The 14,945-nt window shown below is 56.4% G+C and carries 14 protein-coding genes; 4 read left to right on the top strand and 10 right to left on the bottom strand.

Translation table 11 applies throughout. The annotated features are described in order from the left end of the window. Positions 1 to 41: 41 nt before the first annotated feature. Together C1N59_RS07585 and dacD are read right to left on the bottom strand one after the other, a co-directional pair. The gene (locus tag C1N59_RS07585; RefSeq protein WP_033740425.1) at positions 42 to 1,097 is read right to left on the bottom strand and encodes an FUSC family protein; all 1,056 of its coding nucleotides are present in this window, start codon (positions 1,095 to 1,097) and stop codon (positions 42 to 44) included. Positions 1,098 to 1,306: 209 nt separating this feature from the next. Continuing rightward, positions 1,307 to 2,464 carry a serine-type D-Ala-D-Ala carboxypeptidase DacD gene (gene dacD / locus C1N59_RS07580; RefSeq protein ID WP_394550505.1) on the bottom strand — a complete coding sequence of 386 codons (1,158 nt, stop codon included), beginning with the start codon at positions 2,462 to 2,464 and terminating at the stop codon, positions 1,307 to 1,309. Positions 2,465 to 2,661: 197 nt separating this feature from the next. Between dacD and sbcB the strand changes: the two genes are divergently transcribed. Beyond that, a complete protein-coding gene (sbcB, locus tag C1N59_RS07575) occupies positions 2,662 to 4,083 on the top strand; it encodes an exodeoxyribonuclease I (RefSeq protein WP_394550504.1) in 1,422 nt (473 codons plus the stop codon). 45 nt (positions 4,084 to 4,128) lie between these two features. On the opposite strand, the gene C1N59_RS07570 is transcribed toward sbcB, so the two are convergent. From C1N59_RS07570 to ltnD, 5 genes are all read right to left on the bottom strand, one after another. Further along, the gene (locus C1N59_RS07570) at positions 4,129 to 5,484 is read right to left on the bottom strand and encodes a GntP family transporter (protein ID WP_394550503.1); all 1,356 of its coding nucleotides are present in this window, start codon (positions 5,482 to 5,484) and stop codon (positions 4,129 to 4,131) included. Positions 5,485 to 5,612: 128 nt separating this feature from the next. Continuing rightward, complete coding sequence (gene otnI, locus C1N59_RS07565) at positions 5,613 to 6,398, bottom strand: 2-oxo-tetronate isomerase (protein WP_394550502.1); 786 nt, start codon at positions 6,396 to 6,398, stop codon at positions 5,613 to 5,615. Further along, the gene (locus C1N59_RS07560) at positions 6,398 to 7,024 is read right to left on the bottom strand and encodes a 3-oxo-tetronate 4-phosphate decarboxylase (protein WP_394550501.1); all 627 of its coding nucleotides are present in this window, start codon (positions 7,022 to 7,024) and stop codon (positions 6,398 to 6,400) included. Before C1N59_RS07560 ends, otnI begins: the two co-directional genes overlap by 1 nt. Continuing rightward, a complete protein-coding gene (gene otnK / locus C1N59_RS07555) occupies positions 7,017 to 8,279 on the bottom strand; it encodes a 3-oxo-tetronate kinase (protein WP_054633497.1) in 1,263 nt (420 codons plus the stop codon). The genes C1N59_RS07560 and otnK overlap by 8 nt, the downstream gene beginning before the upstream one ends. Next, on the bottom strand, positions 8,279 to 9,184 hold the full coding sequence (ltnD, locus tag C1N59_RS07550) for an L-threonate dehydrogenase (protein ID WP_033740433.1): 906 nt from the start codon (positions 9,182 to 9,184) through the stop codon (positions 8,279 to 8,281). The genes otnK and ltnD overlap by 1 nt, the downstream gene beginning before the upstream one ends. A gap of 264 nt (positions 9,185 to 9,448) precedes the next feature. On the opposite strand from ltnD, the gene ygbI reads away from it, so the two are divergent. Then, positions 9,449 to 10,216 carry a DNA-binding transcriptional repressor YgbI gene (gene ygbI, locus C1N59_RS07545; RefSeq protein WP_054633496.1) on the top strand — a complete coding sequence of 256 codons (768 nt, stop codon included), beginning with the start codon at positions 9,449 to 9,451 and terminating at the stop codon, positions 10,214 to 10,216. A gap of 41 nt (positions 10,217 to 10,257) precedes the next feature. Here ygbI and C1N59_RS07540 read toward each other — a convergent pair whose 3' ends face one another. The 3 genes from C1N59_RS07540 to C1N59_RS07530 form a co-directional block, all read right to left on the bottom strand. Further along, entirely contained in the window at positions 10,258 to 11,616 is a 1,359-nt protein-coding gene (locus C1N59_RS07540; protein WP_394550500.1) for an APC family permease, read from the bottom strand. Further along, positions 11,606 to 11,770, bottom strand: a complete 165-nt coding sequence (locus C1N59_RS07535) for a hypothetical protein (protein ID WP_006119821.1) — start codon at positions 11,768 to 11,770, stop codon at positions 11,606 to 11,608. The genes C1N59_RS07540 and C1N59_RS07535 overlap by 11 nt, the downstream gene beginning before the upstream one ends. A 224-nt stretch (positions 11,771 to 11,994) precedes the next feature. Next, positions 11,995 to 13,410: a glutamine synthetase family protein gene (locus tag C1N59_RS07530; RefSeq protein ID WP_033740953.1), complete on the bottom strand. Its 1,416-nt coding sequence runs from the start codon at positions 13,408 to 13,410 to the stop codon at positions 11,995 to 11,997. 213 nt (positions 13,411 to 13,623) lie between these two features. Here C1N59_RS07530 and puuD point away from each other — a divergent pair, with 213 nt between their 5' ends. Both puuD and puuR read left to right on the top strand, forming a co-directional pair. Then, a complete protein-coding gene (gene puuD, locus C1N59_RS07525; protein ID WP_394550499.1) occupies positions 13,624 to 14,385 on the top strand; it encodes a gamma-glutamyl-gamma-aminobutyrate hydrolase in 762 nt (253 codons plus the stop codon). Then, positions 14,382 to 14,939 (top strand): HTH-type transcriptional regulator PuuR, encoded by a 558-nt coding sequence (gene puuR / locus C1N59_RS07520; RefSeq protein ID WP_054633493.1) that lies wholly within the window; start codon positions 14,382 to 14,384, stop codon positions 14,937 to 14,939. The genes puuD and puuR overlap by 4 nt, the downstream gene beginning before the upstream one ends. Positions 14,940 to 14,945: the final 6 nt, after the last annotated feature.

The raw sequence follows: 14,945 nt of genomic DNA, 5'->3' as shown, positions 1-14,945 counted from the left end.
CAAAAAAACCGGGTTTCGCATTAAGTCATTGTCTGAGGTGATTATTTACGCAGCGCCAGGCGCATCAAATCCGTCATGCGTTCCAGCTGCTTCGCCAGCTCCAGACTCAGCCAGACATAGCCATAAATCGGCGCTTCTTCCAGACGGTCACTCCCGTCAGCGATCAACTGCTTAAGCTCTTTGACGATTTCCGTTAACTCATGATTGGCCGCGATGATGTCGTAGGTTTCCCCCTTCACAGCCATGACCGATAAGGTTCGCAGCGCGTTTTCGGTCATCTCCTGCGTGCGGCGTAACGTCGGAGCATTCAGCATGATCAGATGACTTTCGCGTGATGCCCACCAGGCATTAATTTGCATCTCAATGGTGTACACCATATTACGGTTCAACGTCTGTATCGCTTCAAACACCGATTTTGGGATGCGGGTTTCTTTACTGGACGGCTCCAGCAGGGCACGCATTTTCACCACGCTGGTGAGCAGTTTGCCCAGCGGTTTGTTCAGCCGGGGCTTTTCCACGAGGTTGGCGGAAAACCCCGCATGGTAGATTTTGGCCATTTCTGCCAGCGTATCTGACAGCTGAATACGCCAGTGAATATACGCACGCTGCGCCCAGATGGCCGTAAATAACAGCGCCAGTAACGATCCTAAAATGACATCGCCACCGCGCCACATCGCCACGGTGAAATCCCCCATTGGCGCGCCTACAACCACGCACAGCGTGATGCCAATCAGCAATGCCATGTAAGGGTGTTTCCCCAGCGTCAGATAGCCGCTGATAAACATGATCACTGCGCACCATGCCAGCATGCCGGGCAGCGAAATCATCTCCAGCCTGAGGGCGATAAGACCAGAGATTGACCCGGCAATCGTTCCGCCAATGCGTTGAATGGCGCGCGGGAAGACGTTTCCCCAGGTTGAGATCGGCCCCATCACCACAACCAGGGTAATCAAAGGCCAGGTGCCTTCGGGAATGCCCGTGACGCGGACAAGCAGAAACGCACACAGAAACGCCACCGCGATGCGTAACCCGTGCACGCTGCGGTAATGACGATATAACCAGAATTCCAGATTTGAGATGGGTTTATCAGAGCGCAAAGTCGCTTGTCCGCTGGTAAAAAAATGATTCCACGCGCCGCGCCCTGCCGATCCTGGCGCGCCGTCAATGTTTTCGCTTGTACAGCGTTGAGCGGACCATTATCAACAACCCTGCCCCGGAAATCAGCAAAATTCACCATGACGACAACACATGGCGCACGATAGCGGGTTCATCCCTGCCCCGCGAAGGCGAAGCAGGGACGTAACGACTAGAACTTGCGTTTCAGGTAGTCCGTGATGCGGCTCACTACGCCCGCCTCGTTAACGGCGGTGAGTGCCACCAGCGGATAGCTGGCGATCTGCTTGTCCTTGTCCATCACCTGGATTTCACCAATGTTCTCATTGGCTTTAAGTGGCGCTTCCAGGTCGGTGCGGTTGATCACGTATTTGGCTTTGACGTTCGGGATTTCGCTGCGCGGCAGTGAAAGATAAACATCGTTTGCCGTGCCCACGTCAACCTGGTGCGGATTACCGTACCAGACATGTTCACTGCCAATTTTCTTACCGGCATGGAACAGTTGTACGGTATCAAACGTATTCTGGCCCCAGACCAGCAGCTTGCGCGCCTGCTCTTCACGCCCTTTCGCACTTTTCCCGCCCATGATGACGGCAATCAGGCGGTGCTGCCCCACAATGTTGGAGGCAATAATGTTGAAGCCCGCCGTTTCAGTATGGCCCGTTTTCAGGCCATCGACGTGCAGGTTGTTGTCCCACAGCAGGCCGTTACGGTTGTTCTGGGTAATGCCGTTCCAGGTGAGGGTTTTTTCACGGTACATGGCATAGAAATCGGGCTCGCCATCAATAATGGCGCGCGACAGTTTTGCCATATCCAGTGCGCTGGAATATTGCCTCGGCGCATCCAGACCGTGTACAGTTTCGAAATGGGTATTCGTCAGCCCCAGTTTCTCCACGTAGTGGTTCATTAACTTAACAAAGTTGTCCTGGCTACCGGCCACGTAATCCGCCAGCGCAACGCAGGCGTCATTGCCTGAATCAATGATCACGCCGCGGCTGAGATCACGCACGCTTAACTTATCACCGGGCTTGAGAAACATCAGTGAGGAGCCTTTAAAGACCGGATTGCCTGCTGCCCAGGCATCTTTTCCCACCGTCACCATGTCGTCGCGGGTAATTTTCTTTTGGTCGATCGCGCGGTCGACCACATAGCCGGTCATCAGCTTGGTCAGACTGGCGGGATTCCGGCGCTCGTCGGGATTGCCCGCGGTCAGCACCTGCCCCGTGGTGGCGTCCATCAGCACCCAGGAGGCTGCATCAATCGCCGGTGGCGTCACAGGAAATGGCATATCGTCGGCCTGTGCCAGCGAAGCCCAAAAAACAGTTACGGTAATTAACAGACGCCTTTTCAACACTTCATCCTTAGTTGAGCAAGTAAAACGGACATGAACAGCGGGACGTTTTACGGCAAAACCCTTAATAAGGTTTAAATAAATTGAAAAAAAGTATGAACTGCTGCGCACCATTCAACAGCCTGCGCCCTGGCAGTTGTACTCAGGCACGCAGACGACTATCCTGAACGTTGATTTTTTGCAGACAGGACAGCGACGTGCCCGCCTCTGAATTCACTTTTTTGTTTCACGATTACGAAACCTTCGGCACCAGCCCGCAACGGGATCGTCCGGCACAGTTTGCCGGTTTGCGCACCGACAGCGAGTTCAATCCGATTGGCGAGCCAGAGGTATTCTACTGCCGCCCACCGGATGATTACCTGCCCCAGCCTGAAGCGGTCATGATCACCGGTATTACGCCGCAATTAGCCGCCTCCCGGGGCGTGAACGAGGCCGAGTTTTCTGCCCGTATTCATGCGCTGTTTACCACCGAACAAACCTGCGTCGTGGGTTATAACAACGTGCGCTTTGACGATGAAGTGACGCGCAATATCTTTTACCGCAACTTCTACGATCCGTACGGCTGGAGCTGGCAAAACGGTAATTCCCGCTGGGATTTGCTGGACGTGATGCGCGCCTGTTATGCGCTGCGCCCGGAAGGTATTAACTGGCCAGAGAATGATGACGGCTTTCCCAGCTTCCGGCTGGAGCATCTGACCAAAGCCAACGGCGTGGCGCACGAAAACGCCCATGATGCGATGTCGGATGTCTATGCCACGCTGGCAATGGCGAAACTGGTGAAAGAAAAACAGCCAAAACTGTTTGAGTTTTTGTTTACGCATCGCAACAAAAACAAACTGATGACCCTGATCGACATCCCGCAGATGAAGCCGCTGGTCCATGTTTCTGGCATGTTTGGCGCGGCGCGCGGCAATACCAGCTGGGTGGTGCCGCTTGCCTGGCATCCGGACAACCGCAATGCGTTGATCGTGGTGGATTTGGCCGGGGATATTGCGCCCCTGCTGACGCTGGATGCGGACAGTTTGCGCGAGCGCCTGTACACACCTAAAAGCGAGCTGGGCGATCAGCCTGCCGTGCCGGTGAAACTGGTGCACATCAATAAGTGTCCGGTGCTGGCACCCGCTAATACCTTGCGTCCGGAAGATGCCGGGCGGCTGGGTATTGATCGTCAGTTCTGCCTGGATAATCTGGCCACGCTGCGTCAGCATCCTGACGTACGTGAAAAACTGGTGGCTATTTTTGCTGAGGCGGAACCTTTTGCGCCGTCAGAGGATGTCGACACGCAGCTCTATGACGGTTTCTTTAGCGATGCCGACCGCGCCGGAATGAACATCATCCGCCAGACCGCTCCTGCCAATCTGCCTGCGCTCAATCTGACATTTGACAGCCCGCGGGTGGAAAAACTGCTGTTTCGTTATCGCGCCCGTAATTTCCCCGGTACGCTGGATGATGCCGAACAGCAGCGCTGGCTTCAGCATCGCCGTGAGGTTCTGAATCCAGAAAAAGTGCAGGCTTTTCTGATGGAGCTGGAATCGCTGGCCAGCCTGCACGAAGGGGACGCGGAAAAACTGTCTCAGCTTAAAGCGTTGTACCGGTACGCGCAGGAACTGGTGTCCTGACGTCCCGGCAGATCGGGAAGGCCTGTCGCCCTCCCGGTTTGTATATCAGATTACCCACCACAGCGCCCAGGTCAGGGCAAAGCCGCTCAGCCCCATCAGGGTCGTCAGTACCGTCCAGGTTTTTAAACCGTCCGCCACCGACAGGCCCAGATAGCGCGTTACCACCCAGAAACCTGCATCATTCACGTGCGACAGGCCCAGACCGCCGAAGCACGCCGCCAGTGTGACCAGTACACGGTGCATATCATCTATGCCAGTCACGGCCTGGGTCAGTAATCCGCTGGTCGTGAGGATCGCCACGGTTGCCGAGCCCTGCGAGGCGCGTAGCGCCAGCGACAGAATAAACGCGGCAGGAATCAGGGGCAAATGCAGCGTTTCCAGCGCCCGCGCCAGCGCGTTGCCGACACCGGACTCCACCAGTACCTTACCAAACGCCCCGCCCGCGCCCGCCACCAGAATCACGCTGGCCGATCCCGGAATGGCGCGACCGGTCAGGTCCTCAAGCTTGTCCTTGCTCCAGCCACGACGCAGGCCCAGTAGCCAGGCGGCCAGTCCCAGGGCGATCAGCAGCGCAATCGGCGGGGTGCCAATAACCGTCATCACCTTGCGCAGCAGGCTGTCTTCCGTCAGCAGCGAGTGCGACAGCGTGCCTGCCACGATCAGCACAATCGGGACGACGATCAAACCGCTGATGGTCAGCGCGCCCGGCGGTGCGGGTTCATTTTTCTTCTGTACCCCTTCCGGCTTCGCCATCTGCAACTGTTCCAGTACCTCAACCGACAGGTGGTACTGCCGACGGTTCATTGCCTTTGCCACGTAATAGCCGAGGATACCGACCGGCACCGAGACCAGAATTCCCAGCATCATCAGCCAGCCCATATCAGTATGCAAAATGGCCGCGGCGGCGGCGGCGCCAGGGTGCGTCGGCAGCGCCACATGCACAGTCAGCATGACGCCCGCCATCGGTAAGCCAAACTTCAGCGGGGATACCCGCGCCACTTTGGTAAAGCCGTAGATCAGCGGAATGACAATGATAAAGCCCACTTCAAAAAATACCGGGATGCCTAAAATAAAGGCAGCCATCGTCAGGGCGGCAACGGTACGTTTCAGACCCAGCGTTTTGCTGAAACGCTGGGCCAGCGACTCTGCGCCACCAGAGGCTTCGATAATGGCCCCCAGCATCGCCCCCAGCACGATAATGATAGTGATATGCCCCAGCAGTCCGCCCATCCCGCTGATAATGGTTTCCATGATTTTTTCAGCCGGAATACCGGTCGCGATGGCCACCAGCAGACTGACAATTAACAGGGCAACAAAGGGATGGACTTTGGCTTTAATGACCAGCAACAGCAATATCACAATGCTGGCGGTCGCAATGGCTAACAGCAACGTAGTCGTCATAGTAAACCTCTGGAATAGTTATCTTTTTTCGCGTTTTTTCGTTAAAGCTCAACCTGGTGCCGCTCCGTTTCAGAGACGAGCAGAATGGCACCGGTACCGCAGCACCGGTGTGATTTTTTCACGTTAACTCAGCGGTTTTTCATCCAGGGCGCCAGCCAGCTCAGCCCCTCTACGGTGTCGCCGCGCGGGAAATATTCGCAGCCGACCCAACCGTCGTAGCCCACCTCATCTAACAGGCTGAACAGCCAGGGATAGTTGATCTCGCCCTCGTCAGGTTCATGTCGACTGGGCGCGGCGGCGATTTGCACATGGCGATAACGTCCGGCGTAATGGCGAATCAGATGGCTGAGATTGCCGTCCACGATCTGGGCATGAAACAGATCCAGTTGGGTGAATACGTTGGGCCGGTCGATAAGGTCGACCATCTCCAGCGTCTGATACTGGCTGACATAGAGATAGTGCGGTTTGGTCGTGGGATTAAGGGCTTCGATCAACAAGCGGATGTTATACGGGGCAAATCGTTCTGCCGCGTAGCGCATGTTGCGGATGAATGTCTCGACATAGCGCTGGCGATCGGCACCCGGCGGCACCGTTGCGGCCATGATATGCACCTGTGGGCAATCCAGCGCCCGTGCATATGCCAGCGCCCGGTCGATATCTGCGCGCGCGTCGGCTTCCCGTCCGGGAATAGCCGAAACGCCCCATTCCCCCGAGTCAACGTTGCCCGGTGCGGTGTTAAACAGCACCAGTTTAAGCCCGTTATCCGCCAGCAGCGCTTTCAGTTGCTCAGCCGGATATTCGTAGGGAAACAGAAACTCGACCGCGCTGAAGCCCGCCTGTGCCGCCGCGGCAAAGCGTTGCAGAAAAGGCATTTCGTTGAACTGGGTAGATAAGTTAGCTGCAAACTTTGGCATTACCGGCTCCTGAGTTCAGCGACGTCGTCGGCGGTTAAATAACGAATGGCGCGATCGCCCAGGGTAAACATCAGACGCGCCGTTTCTTCCAGCTCCTCGGTATTATCCGCCGCTTCGCGCAAGGTTTTGCCGACCACCACCGGACCATGGTTTGCCAGCAGGAAGGCGCGGTAACGCGGGGCAAGCAGCGCCAGATCCTCCGCCAGCCGCGCATCACCCGGTTTATAATACGGCACCACCGGTACATCACCGACCCGCATCACCACATAGGGCGTGAACGGGCGGATGCAGTTCTGGCTGTCCAGATGTTGCAGGCAGGAAAGCGCGGTCAGGTAGTGACTGTGCAGGTGAACCACTGCCCGGCAGTCCGGATTATTCAGGTAGAGCGCCCGGTGAAAGGCGATCTCTTTCGAGGGTTTATCCCCGGCTATCGACTCCCCTTGTAACGTCACGTTAGACAGACGCTCCGCATCCAGTTCGCCCAGGCAGGAACCCGTGGGCGTTGCCAGTAAGGTGCCGTCGTCCAGCAGCAGCGACAGATTACCGGCCGAGCCGGTGGCGTAACCACGCTGGAAGAACGAGGCACCCAGTCTGACCATCTCTTCGCGGGCCTGTTGTTCAGTCATGTGAAAACTCCGTTTGTGCGCGGCGGAAGAACTGCTCATCGCCAAAATTGCCAGACTTCAGCGCCAGTGACAGCGGCTGCTGGATATCTCTGACCCAGGGCACACCGGGCGAAATCACCGGACCAATATGGAAGGCGGTCACGCCCAGGCTTTGGGCGACCACGCCCGAGGTTTCGCCGCCCGCCACGATAAAGCGCTGCCAGCCACGGGATTGCAGATCTCTCGCCACCTGAGCAAACAGTTGCTCTACCGCCTCACTGCTGCGCTGTGCACCGAAATGCTGCTGGATCGACTGCAGCTGTTGCGCATCCGCAGTGGCAAAGAGCATCGGGGCCAGCGGCCCGTCGGCATGCTCAACGACCCAGTCGCACAGCGCCCCGGCGTACTGTTCATCGTTGAGGCAGCGCTCAACGTGAATTTCCCGGGCGGGTGCCTGCTGGCGATACGCGTTGACCTGGCGGTTGGTCATTGGTGAACAGGAACCCGAAAGCACCACGGCCCGCTGCCCCTGCGGATAGCCCGCGCGCTGCGCCTGACCATCGTCGCAGCCAGATGTTGACCACTGGCGCGCCAGGCCAATGGCCAGCCCGGAGCCGCCCGTGACCAGCCGCATCGACGTCAGCGCTTCGCCCTGATTCAGCAGATGCTGCTCAGTAAGCGTGTCGATTACGGCATAGTTCACGCCCTGAGCACGCAGATGTTCAAGTTGCTCTGTTATCGCGCCTGCGCCCTGCTCGACCGTGGCTAACGGAATAAGCCCGGCTTTTCCCGTGCTCTGACACGCCATCAGCCTTAGCAGGTTACTGTCGGTCATCGGCGTGACAGGATGATGGCGCATGCCGGACTCCGATAGCAGGTGTTCCCCCACAAACAGGTAGCCCTGATAAACGGTACGTCCGTTGACCGGCAATGCCGGGCAGATCACCGTCAGCGTCTCATTCAGCGCGGCCATGAGCGCATCCGTCACCGGACCGATGTTACCCGCAGCGGTGCTGTCGAACGTGGAGCAGTATTTGAAATAAAAGCGCTCACAGCCTTGCGCCTGCAGCCAGCGCAGCGCCGCAAGCGACTGACTGACGGCCAGCGCCGGCGCACAGGATCGCGATTTCAGACTAACCACAATGGCCTGGGCATCCGGGACCGTTGTCTGTTCTGGGATGCCGTTAAACTGAATGGTAGAAAGCCCGTTCTGCACCAGAAAGCTGGCAATGTCGGTTGCGCCGGTAAAATCGTCGGCAATCACCCCTAAGCGCATCACATTGCCTCCTCGCGCTGGGGCAGCGTAATGCCGCTGAAGATTTTAATCACCGCACTGTCATCCTCGCGGCCAAAACCGGCATTGCTGGCCTCAGTGAACATATTCAGCGCGGTAGAGGCCAGCGGTAGCGGGAAATGCAGGGCTTTCGCCGTATCGGCGACCAGATTCAGGTCTTTGACAAAGATGTCCACTGCGGATTTCGGTCGATAGTCGCCGTCGACGACATGGCGCATACGGTTTTCAAACATCCATGAGTTGCCCGCTGCGTTAGTGACCACCTCATACATCGTATCGAGCGGAATCCCGGCGCGGGCGGCCAGCGCCATGGCTTCGGCCCCGGCGGCAATGTGCACGCCCGCCAGCAGCTGATGAATGATTTTGACTGTCGATCCCTGACCGATTTCCGTGCCGACGCGGTAAACCTTTGCGGCGACCGCATCCAGTACCGGTTGCAAAGCCGCAAAGGCCGCATCGCTCCCGGATGCCATCACGGTCATCTCGCCACTGGCGGCTTTGGCGGCCCCGCCGGACACTGGCGCATCCAGCATCAGCAACTGACAGTCCGCCAGTCTGGCGGCGATCTGCTGCGCATCCTGCGCGGACAAGGTGGAGGATACCATCACCGCCGTGCCCGGCTTCAGTCTGGCCGCCAGCCCCTGCTCGCCAAACAGAATTGCATTAACCTGCCGGGCATTCACGACCAGCAACAGGACAGCATCCAGGTGTTCGGCAAAGGCATGAGCCGACGACTGCGCGTCACGCGCGCCTGCCTGACGCAGCGTTTCGCAGGCCTGCGGATTCAGATCAACGCCCCATGTCGCCAGCCCAGCCCGGATGCAGGACTGCGCCGCGCCCATTCCCATTGAGCCTAAACCTATGACACAGATCTTTGAAGCGGGCATCGGTGGCCTCCCTTGTTAAATTAAGTGAATTTTTGGTCTCTGCTGTTAATAGTGGCAGGAAAGTGCGGGCAAAAACGTGCCGTATTTCACACAAATTAACTTCATGAGGCCACAGTTGAACATTTATTCACATCGGTCATGTGACTGTTATTGCCAGATATCACGGTCAAACCGCCACCAGCAAAGGGGATCTGGTGCAAAATTTCCGTGCGTCTTTGTGAAGGCATCCCCTACAATGTGAAAAAATGATAAACCGAGGTGTATATGATCCCCGTTGAGCGTCATCAACAGATTCTGGCACTGGTGGCCGAGCGCGGCGTAATGAGCATCGCCGAACTGACCGAGCGTTTTGACGTGTCACACATGACGATTCGTCGGGACGTGCAGAAGCTGGAGGAACAGGGCGCGGTGCTGTCGGTTTCCGGTGGCGTGCGCTCCGTTAACCGCCTGGCGAGCGAACCCTCGCACCTGACCAAGACCGCGCTGTGTAATGAAGAAAAAAACGCCATCGGCAAATTGGCCGCTCAGCTGATTCCGCCTGACAGCTGTATTTATCTGGATGCCGGTACGACCACACTGGCGCTGGCGCGGGAAATCGCCGACAGGGAGGACCTGTTAGTGGTCACCAATGATTTTATGGTGACCAATTTGCTGATGGAGGCGAGCCGCTGCCGGGTGATTCATACCGGTGGCACCGTCTGTCGGGATAACCGTTCCTGCATTGGCGATGCAGCCGCACGCCACCTGCGGCAACTGGCAATTGACATTGCCTTTGTCTCCACTTCCAGTTGGGGATTGCGCGGTTTGTTTACGCCGGATGAAGACAAGGTAGCGGTTAAACAGGCCGTGTGTGACGTCAGCAGCAAACGCGTGCTGCTCAGCGACAGCTCGAAATACGATAAAATCGCGACGTGGCTGGCCTTACCGCTGGAAAAGTTTGATGTGATTGTGACAGATGATCAGTTAAATGCCGCAGGACGGAATGCGTTACAGGCAGGAAGCTGGGAACTGATGCTGGCAAGTAAAAGCTGACAGAAAACGGCCCTGCTCTGTGAATGAGCAGGGCCGGGGGATTACACTTCTTCGCTAAACTGTGGAACGGGATTGCGGAAGCTGCGCGTCACAAAGGCCAGGTAAACAATACCAATCGCGGCCCAGATCAGTCCCAGCACCATAGAACTTTGCTCCAGGTTAACCCACAGTGCACCCACGGTCAGGGCACCCATCATCGGCAGAACCAGATACTGGACGTGATCTTTCAGGGTTTTATTCAGTTTTTCACGTACCCAGTACTGCGCAATCACTGACAGGTTAACGAAGGTAAACGCAACCAGCGCACCAAAGTTAATCAGCGCAGTCGCGGTGACCAGATCGAAGTTGATCGCCATCAACGCCACGGCACCTACCAGAATCACGTTCAGGGACGGCGTGCGCCATTTTGGATGGATATAGCCGAAGAAACGCTCCGGGAACACACCATCACGGCCCATCACGTACATCAGACGTGAAACGCCTGCGTGCGCTGCCATACCGGACGCCAGTACCGTGACCACAGAGAAGATCAGGATACCGATCTGCAACGCTTTACCGGCCACATACAGCATGATTTCAGGCTGCGACGAATCCGGCTCTTTAAAGCGCGAGATGTCCGGGAAATACAGTTGCAGGAAGTACGACGCGACAATAAACATCAGGCCACCAATCAGCGCGGTCAGGAAAATCGCACGCGGAATGGTACGTTCTGCATCTTTCGTTTCTTCTGACAGCGAACTGATACCGTCAAAACCGAGGAATGAGAAACACAGAATCGTCGCACCGGTGATCATCGGCACCACATGGGCGTTTTCAGACCAGAACGGTTTACTGCTTACCACTGTTCCCGCACCTTCGCCGTGCGCCACGCCGTAAATCACCATCGCGGTGATACCGACCATGACCACCACCTGAAGGATGACAATCACGCTGTTGAAGTTAGCGACCGTTTTGATGCCCTTAAGGTTGGAGAGCGTCATAAAGCCCACCAGCAGCACCACGAAAATCCACGACGGGATCCCTGGCACCAGGGTTTCAAAATAGTTTTTAGCCAACAGAATGTTGATCATCGGCATGAACAGATAGTCCAGCAGCGATGACCAGCCTACCATAAAGCCGACGTGCGGACTGATGGCCTTCTGAGCATAGGTATAAGCGGAGCCCGCAGATGGGAAGCGGCGTACCAGCTTACCGTAACTCACGGCGGTAAACAGGATCGCAATCAGGGCGAAAGCATAAGCGGTGGCAACGTGACCGTCCGTCAGGCCCGATACGATACCAAAGGTATCAAACAGGGTCATCGGCTGCATGTAGGCCAAGCCCATCATGACAACAGGAAGTAACGTCAGCGTTTTTTTCAGTTGGGCACGTTGTGGTGCGGCAGAGGTATTAAGCGACATGCTTCAGTCCTCCTTGCGCAGCAACCTGGCTGGGTTGATTCACAAGGAAACTGCGCATTAAGCGACAGGGAGTAAGGCTGGCGGCCAGCGCGGCGCCGTAGTCATCACGGAAACGTGTACCAGCCTGGGCTGGCAGAGTGTTAAACATCCCCATCTTTACATCCTCAATCTCACGCGGCTGCGTGTTTTCAGTGTTTATCTATCCGGGTGCGTGCCCGGCCTCGTTGGTGTCAGCTAAATGCTACGCGTTAAAAACAATATGCAAAAAAATAACCGGCGCGGTGAGCGTCGGTTATGTTCTGAATTTGCAGGGGGCGTATTTTGCCCTAACCCAACGCATTATTTCAAGACGTTGTCGCATAGAATGCAAAATTTTAATCAGGCGTTTTTCAGCATCCAGTCAATTTCGGTGGCAGTGATTAATCTTTCGAACTGCATAAGCTCATAATTTTTGCAGCTAAACCACACTTTGGCAAATTTCTCACCCAGTAATTTTTGTAAAGGATAGCTGCTTTCGAAGGCATAGAGTGCATCGCTCTGCCGAATCGGCAGCGCCAGCCCTTCCGCTTCATGGCCGTTTCCTTTAACCGGCTGTGGCAGCGGCAGCTGCGTATCGAGGCCGTGCAACATGCCGGCCAGAATGGTAGCCATGACGAGATAAGGATTCGCATCCGCCCCGGCTACCCGGTACTCGATGCGGCGACTTTCCAGATCGCCACAGGGAATACGCAACGCTACCGTACGGTTATTATGGCCCCACGACGCCTGCAAAGGAACGTAGGCATCGGGCACAAAACGACGGAAGGCATTGACGTTGGGGGCCAGCAGCGCCATGGAAGCAGGCATAAGGTCAATCATGCCCGCCAGCGTGCGTTTCAGCAGCGGGGAATCGCTTCCGTCATCACAGGCAAAGGCATTATGGTCAGCGGCATCAAGCATGCTGATATGGACGTGCATCCCGCTTCCGGCGTAGTCCTCATAGGGTTTTGCCATAAATGTTGCCGTCATGCCGTGGTTCTCTGCCACCTGGCGGATAAGGCGCTTGAGCTGGATAGCATGGTCGCAGGCGCTCAGCACATCACGGGTATGATGGAGATTGATTTCGAATTGCCCCGGCGAGGCTTCCGCCAGCGCGCCATCCGCAGGAATGCCCTGCAGACGGGCCAGCGCATCGATATCACGCAGGACATCGGCGAAGTGATCGAGATTATCCAGCGAGTAAACCTGGCTTTGTCTGTTGCGATCGTCACTGCCTGGCGCACAGGGCGGTTGAATATAGCCTTCTGCATCGCGCTTTTTATCGACCAGATAGAACTCCAGCTCTACCGCTACCACCGGAAACAGTCCACGATTACGCAGCTGTTGCCACAGCCGGTTCAGAACATTTCGGGGTTCAACGTCAAAGGGAGTGCCATCTTGGTTGCACATGGTTAACAGCAGTTGTGCAATGTGTTGCGGATCGGCGGCGGAAGGGACGAGTGTGCCATGGACGGGAAGGCAGAGGTTATCGGGTTCACCAAGCGACTGGCCCAGACCGGCCTCTTCGACGGTATTGCCGAGAATATCCATGGCAAAAACCGAGGCGGGAAAGTAGCAACCTTTTTCCAGCCTGGCTAAGGCCGAAACCGGGATGCGCTTACCGCGAAAAACACCATTTAAATCGTTGAGCAAGATATCGACATACTGCGTTTCAGGGTGGCGCTCCAGCCAGTTTTTCACTTCTTGCTGGAACGCGCTGGTTCGTCTCTCTTCACTGTGAAGCGTGAAGTCTTCTACTTCTACCAGGTTAGTCATGATTTCATCCGCCTTTGACCACAAAAATGGGAGTGCGTAATGCTCAAAAAAACCGCCACTCATCTAACATAGCTCTAACGTAAAAAGTGTGCAAATGTAACAAATCTGTTTGAAGATCGACCAATGGATTGCTAGATTGACAAAATATTGCACACTTAACCATCAGACATGCCCTTTTCGTCAAATATTTCGAACAGCAGTTAAGGGGGAAAGATGGGCATTATTTTTGACAAGCCTTTGATTGGCGTAGTGATGTGCCAGACGCACAATCAGGGCCACCCGGTTCAGTCTGTCCACAACAAATATCTTGATGCCATCGTCCTGGCGGGCGGCGTGCCGCTTGCCCTGCCCCATCACCTTATGGCTGCCCCGCATCTATCAGAAAACGCTATGGCTGTGCTGGACGGCATTCTGCTGACCGGGAGCCCCAGCCACCTGGAGCCCTGGCTGTATGGCGAAGAAGGCGAAGAGCCGGAGGCAGATGCCGGCCGCGATCGCCTGGCGTTTAACCTTATTACGCATGCTGTCGGCAAACAGATGCCGCTGCTGGGCATATGTCGGGGCATGCAGGAGCTGGTCGTGGCCAACGGTGGTGCCCTGTATCGCCACCTTGACCACCATCCGCAGTTTCAGCGCCACCATGCAGACGAGGATGCCTTACCTGAACAAACTTACGCACCCGCTCATGCCATCCAGATTGCACCGGGAGGATTGCTGGACAGGCTGCTGGGGCGTGCGCCGATCACCGTCAACTCCGTTCATCACCAGGGCATTCGTGAAGCGGGACCGCAGGTGCGCGTTGAGGCCCGTGCGCCCGATGGTCTGATTGAGGCGGTCAGCCTGCCAGCGCATCCTTTCGCCCTTGCCGTACAGTGGCATCCTGAATGGCAGCTGAAACCCGCCACGCCGTCCTTTGCGCTGTTTGACGGCTTTATTCAGGCCGCCCTGCACTATCACCAGAGGAAAAAGGTATGAATGATGCGGCTCAGGCTCCGGGACGCCGCCTGGCGCAGATCCGTCAGGCCATGGGACTGTCACAACGGCGCGTCGCGGAACTGGCCGGACTGACCCACAGCGCCATCAGTACTATCGAACAGGATAAGGTCAGCCCGGCGGTCAGCACGCTGCAAAAGTTGCTGAAGGTTTATGGCCTGTCTTTGTCTGCGTTTTTTTCGGAGCCGCATGCTGAGGACGCGCCCAAAGTGGTGGTCCGGCCTGAAGATCTGCTGGAAATCGGCAGTCAGGGCGTTTCGCTTAAACTGGTTGATAACGGCACGAAAACCCGGGCGTTAGGCATGTTACTGGAAACTTACCAGCCAGGTGCCAGCACCGGCGAAAAGTTACGCCATGCGGGCGAAGAGACCGGCACCCTGCTGGAAGGGCGCATCGTACTGGAAGTTAACGGTCAGCAATTTCATCTGACGGCCGGCGAAAGTTACGTGATCGATACGGGTTTGCCGCACAGTTTTACCAACCAGGCCGATGTGCCCTGTCGCATCGTCAGCGCCCATACGCCCGCCAATTTTTAATCAGGG

It is taken from the genome of Pantoea sp. SGAir0183 (assembly GCF_043545505.1).
The sequence above is the reverse complement of the archived record's forward strand: the minus strand, read 5'-3'. Positions and strand labels throughout refer to the sequence as shown.

What these genes read in the sequence shown, in the direction of transcription:
- C1N59_RS07560 (WP_394550501.1), bottom strand. Translation starts at nt 7,024, where the DNA reads ATGACTGAACAACAGGCCCGCGAAGAGATGGTCAGACTGGGTGCCTCG.
- puuR (WP_054633493.1), top strand. Translation starts at nt 14,382, where the DNA reads ATGAATGATGCGGCTCAGGCTCCGGGACGCCGCCTGGCGCAGATCCGT.
- otnI (WP_394550502.1), bottom strand. Translation starts at nt 6,398, where the DNA reads ATGCCAAAGTTTGCAGCTAACTTATCTACCCAGTTCAACGAAATGCCT.
- otnK (WP_054633497.1), bottom strand. Translation starts at nt 8,279, where the DNA reads ATGCGCTTAGGGGTGATTGCCGACGATTTTACCGGCGCAACCGACATT.
- C1N59_RS07535 (WP_006119821.1), bottom strand. Translation starts at nt 11,770, where the DNA reads ATGGGGATGTTTAACACTCTGCCAGCCCAGGCTGGTACACGTTTCCGT.
- puuD (WP_394550499.1), top strand. Translation starts at nt 13,624, where the DNA reads ATGGGCATTATTTTTGACAAGCCTTTGATTGGCGTAGTGATGTGCCAG.
- C1N59_RS07540 (WP_394550500.1), bottom strand. Translation starts at nt 11,616, where the DNA reads ATGTCGCTTAATACCTCTGCCGCACCACAACGTGCCCAACTGAAAAAA.
- C1N59_RS07530 (WP_033740953.1), bottom strand. Translation starts at nt 13,410, where the DNA reads ATGACTAACCTGGTAGAAGTAGAAGACTTCACGCTTCACAGTGAAGAG.
- ygbI (WP_054633496.1), top strand. Translation starts at nt 9,449, where the DNA reads ATGATCCCCGTTGAGCGTCATCAACAGATTCTGGCACTGGTGGCCGAG.
- ltnD (WP_033740433.1), bottom strand. Translation starts at nt 9,184, where the DNA reads ATGCCCGCTTCAAAGATCTGTGTCATAGGTTTAGGCTCAATGGGAATG.
- C1N59_RS07570 (WP_394550503.1), bottom strand. Translation starts at nt 5,484, where the DNA reads ATGACGACTACGTTGCTGTTAGCCATTGCGACCGCCAGCATTGTGATA.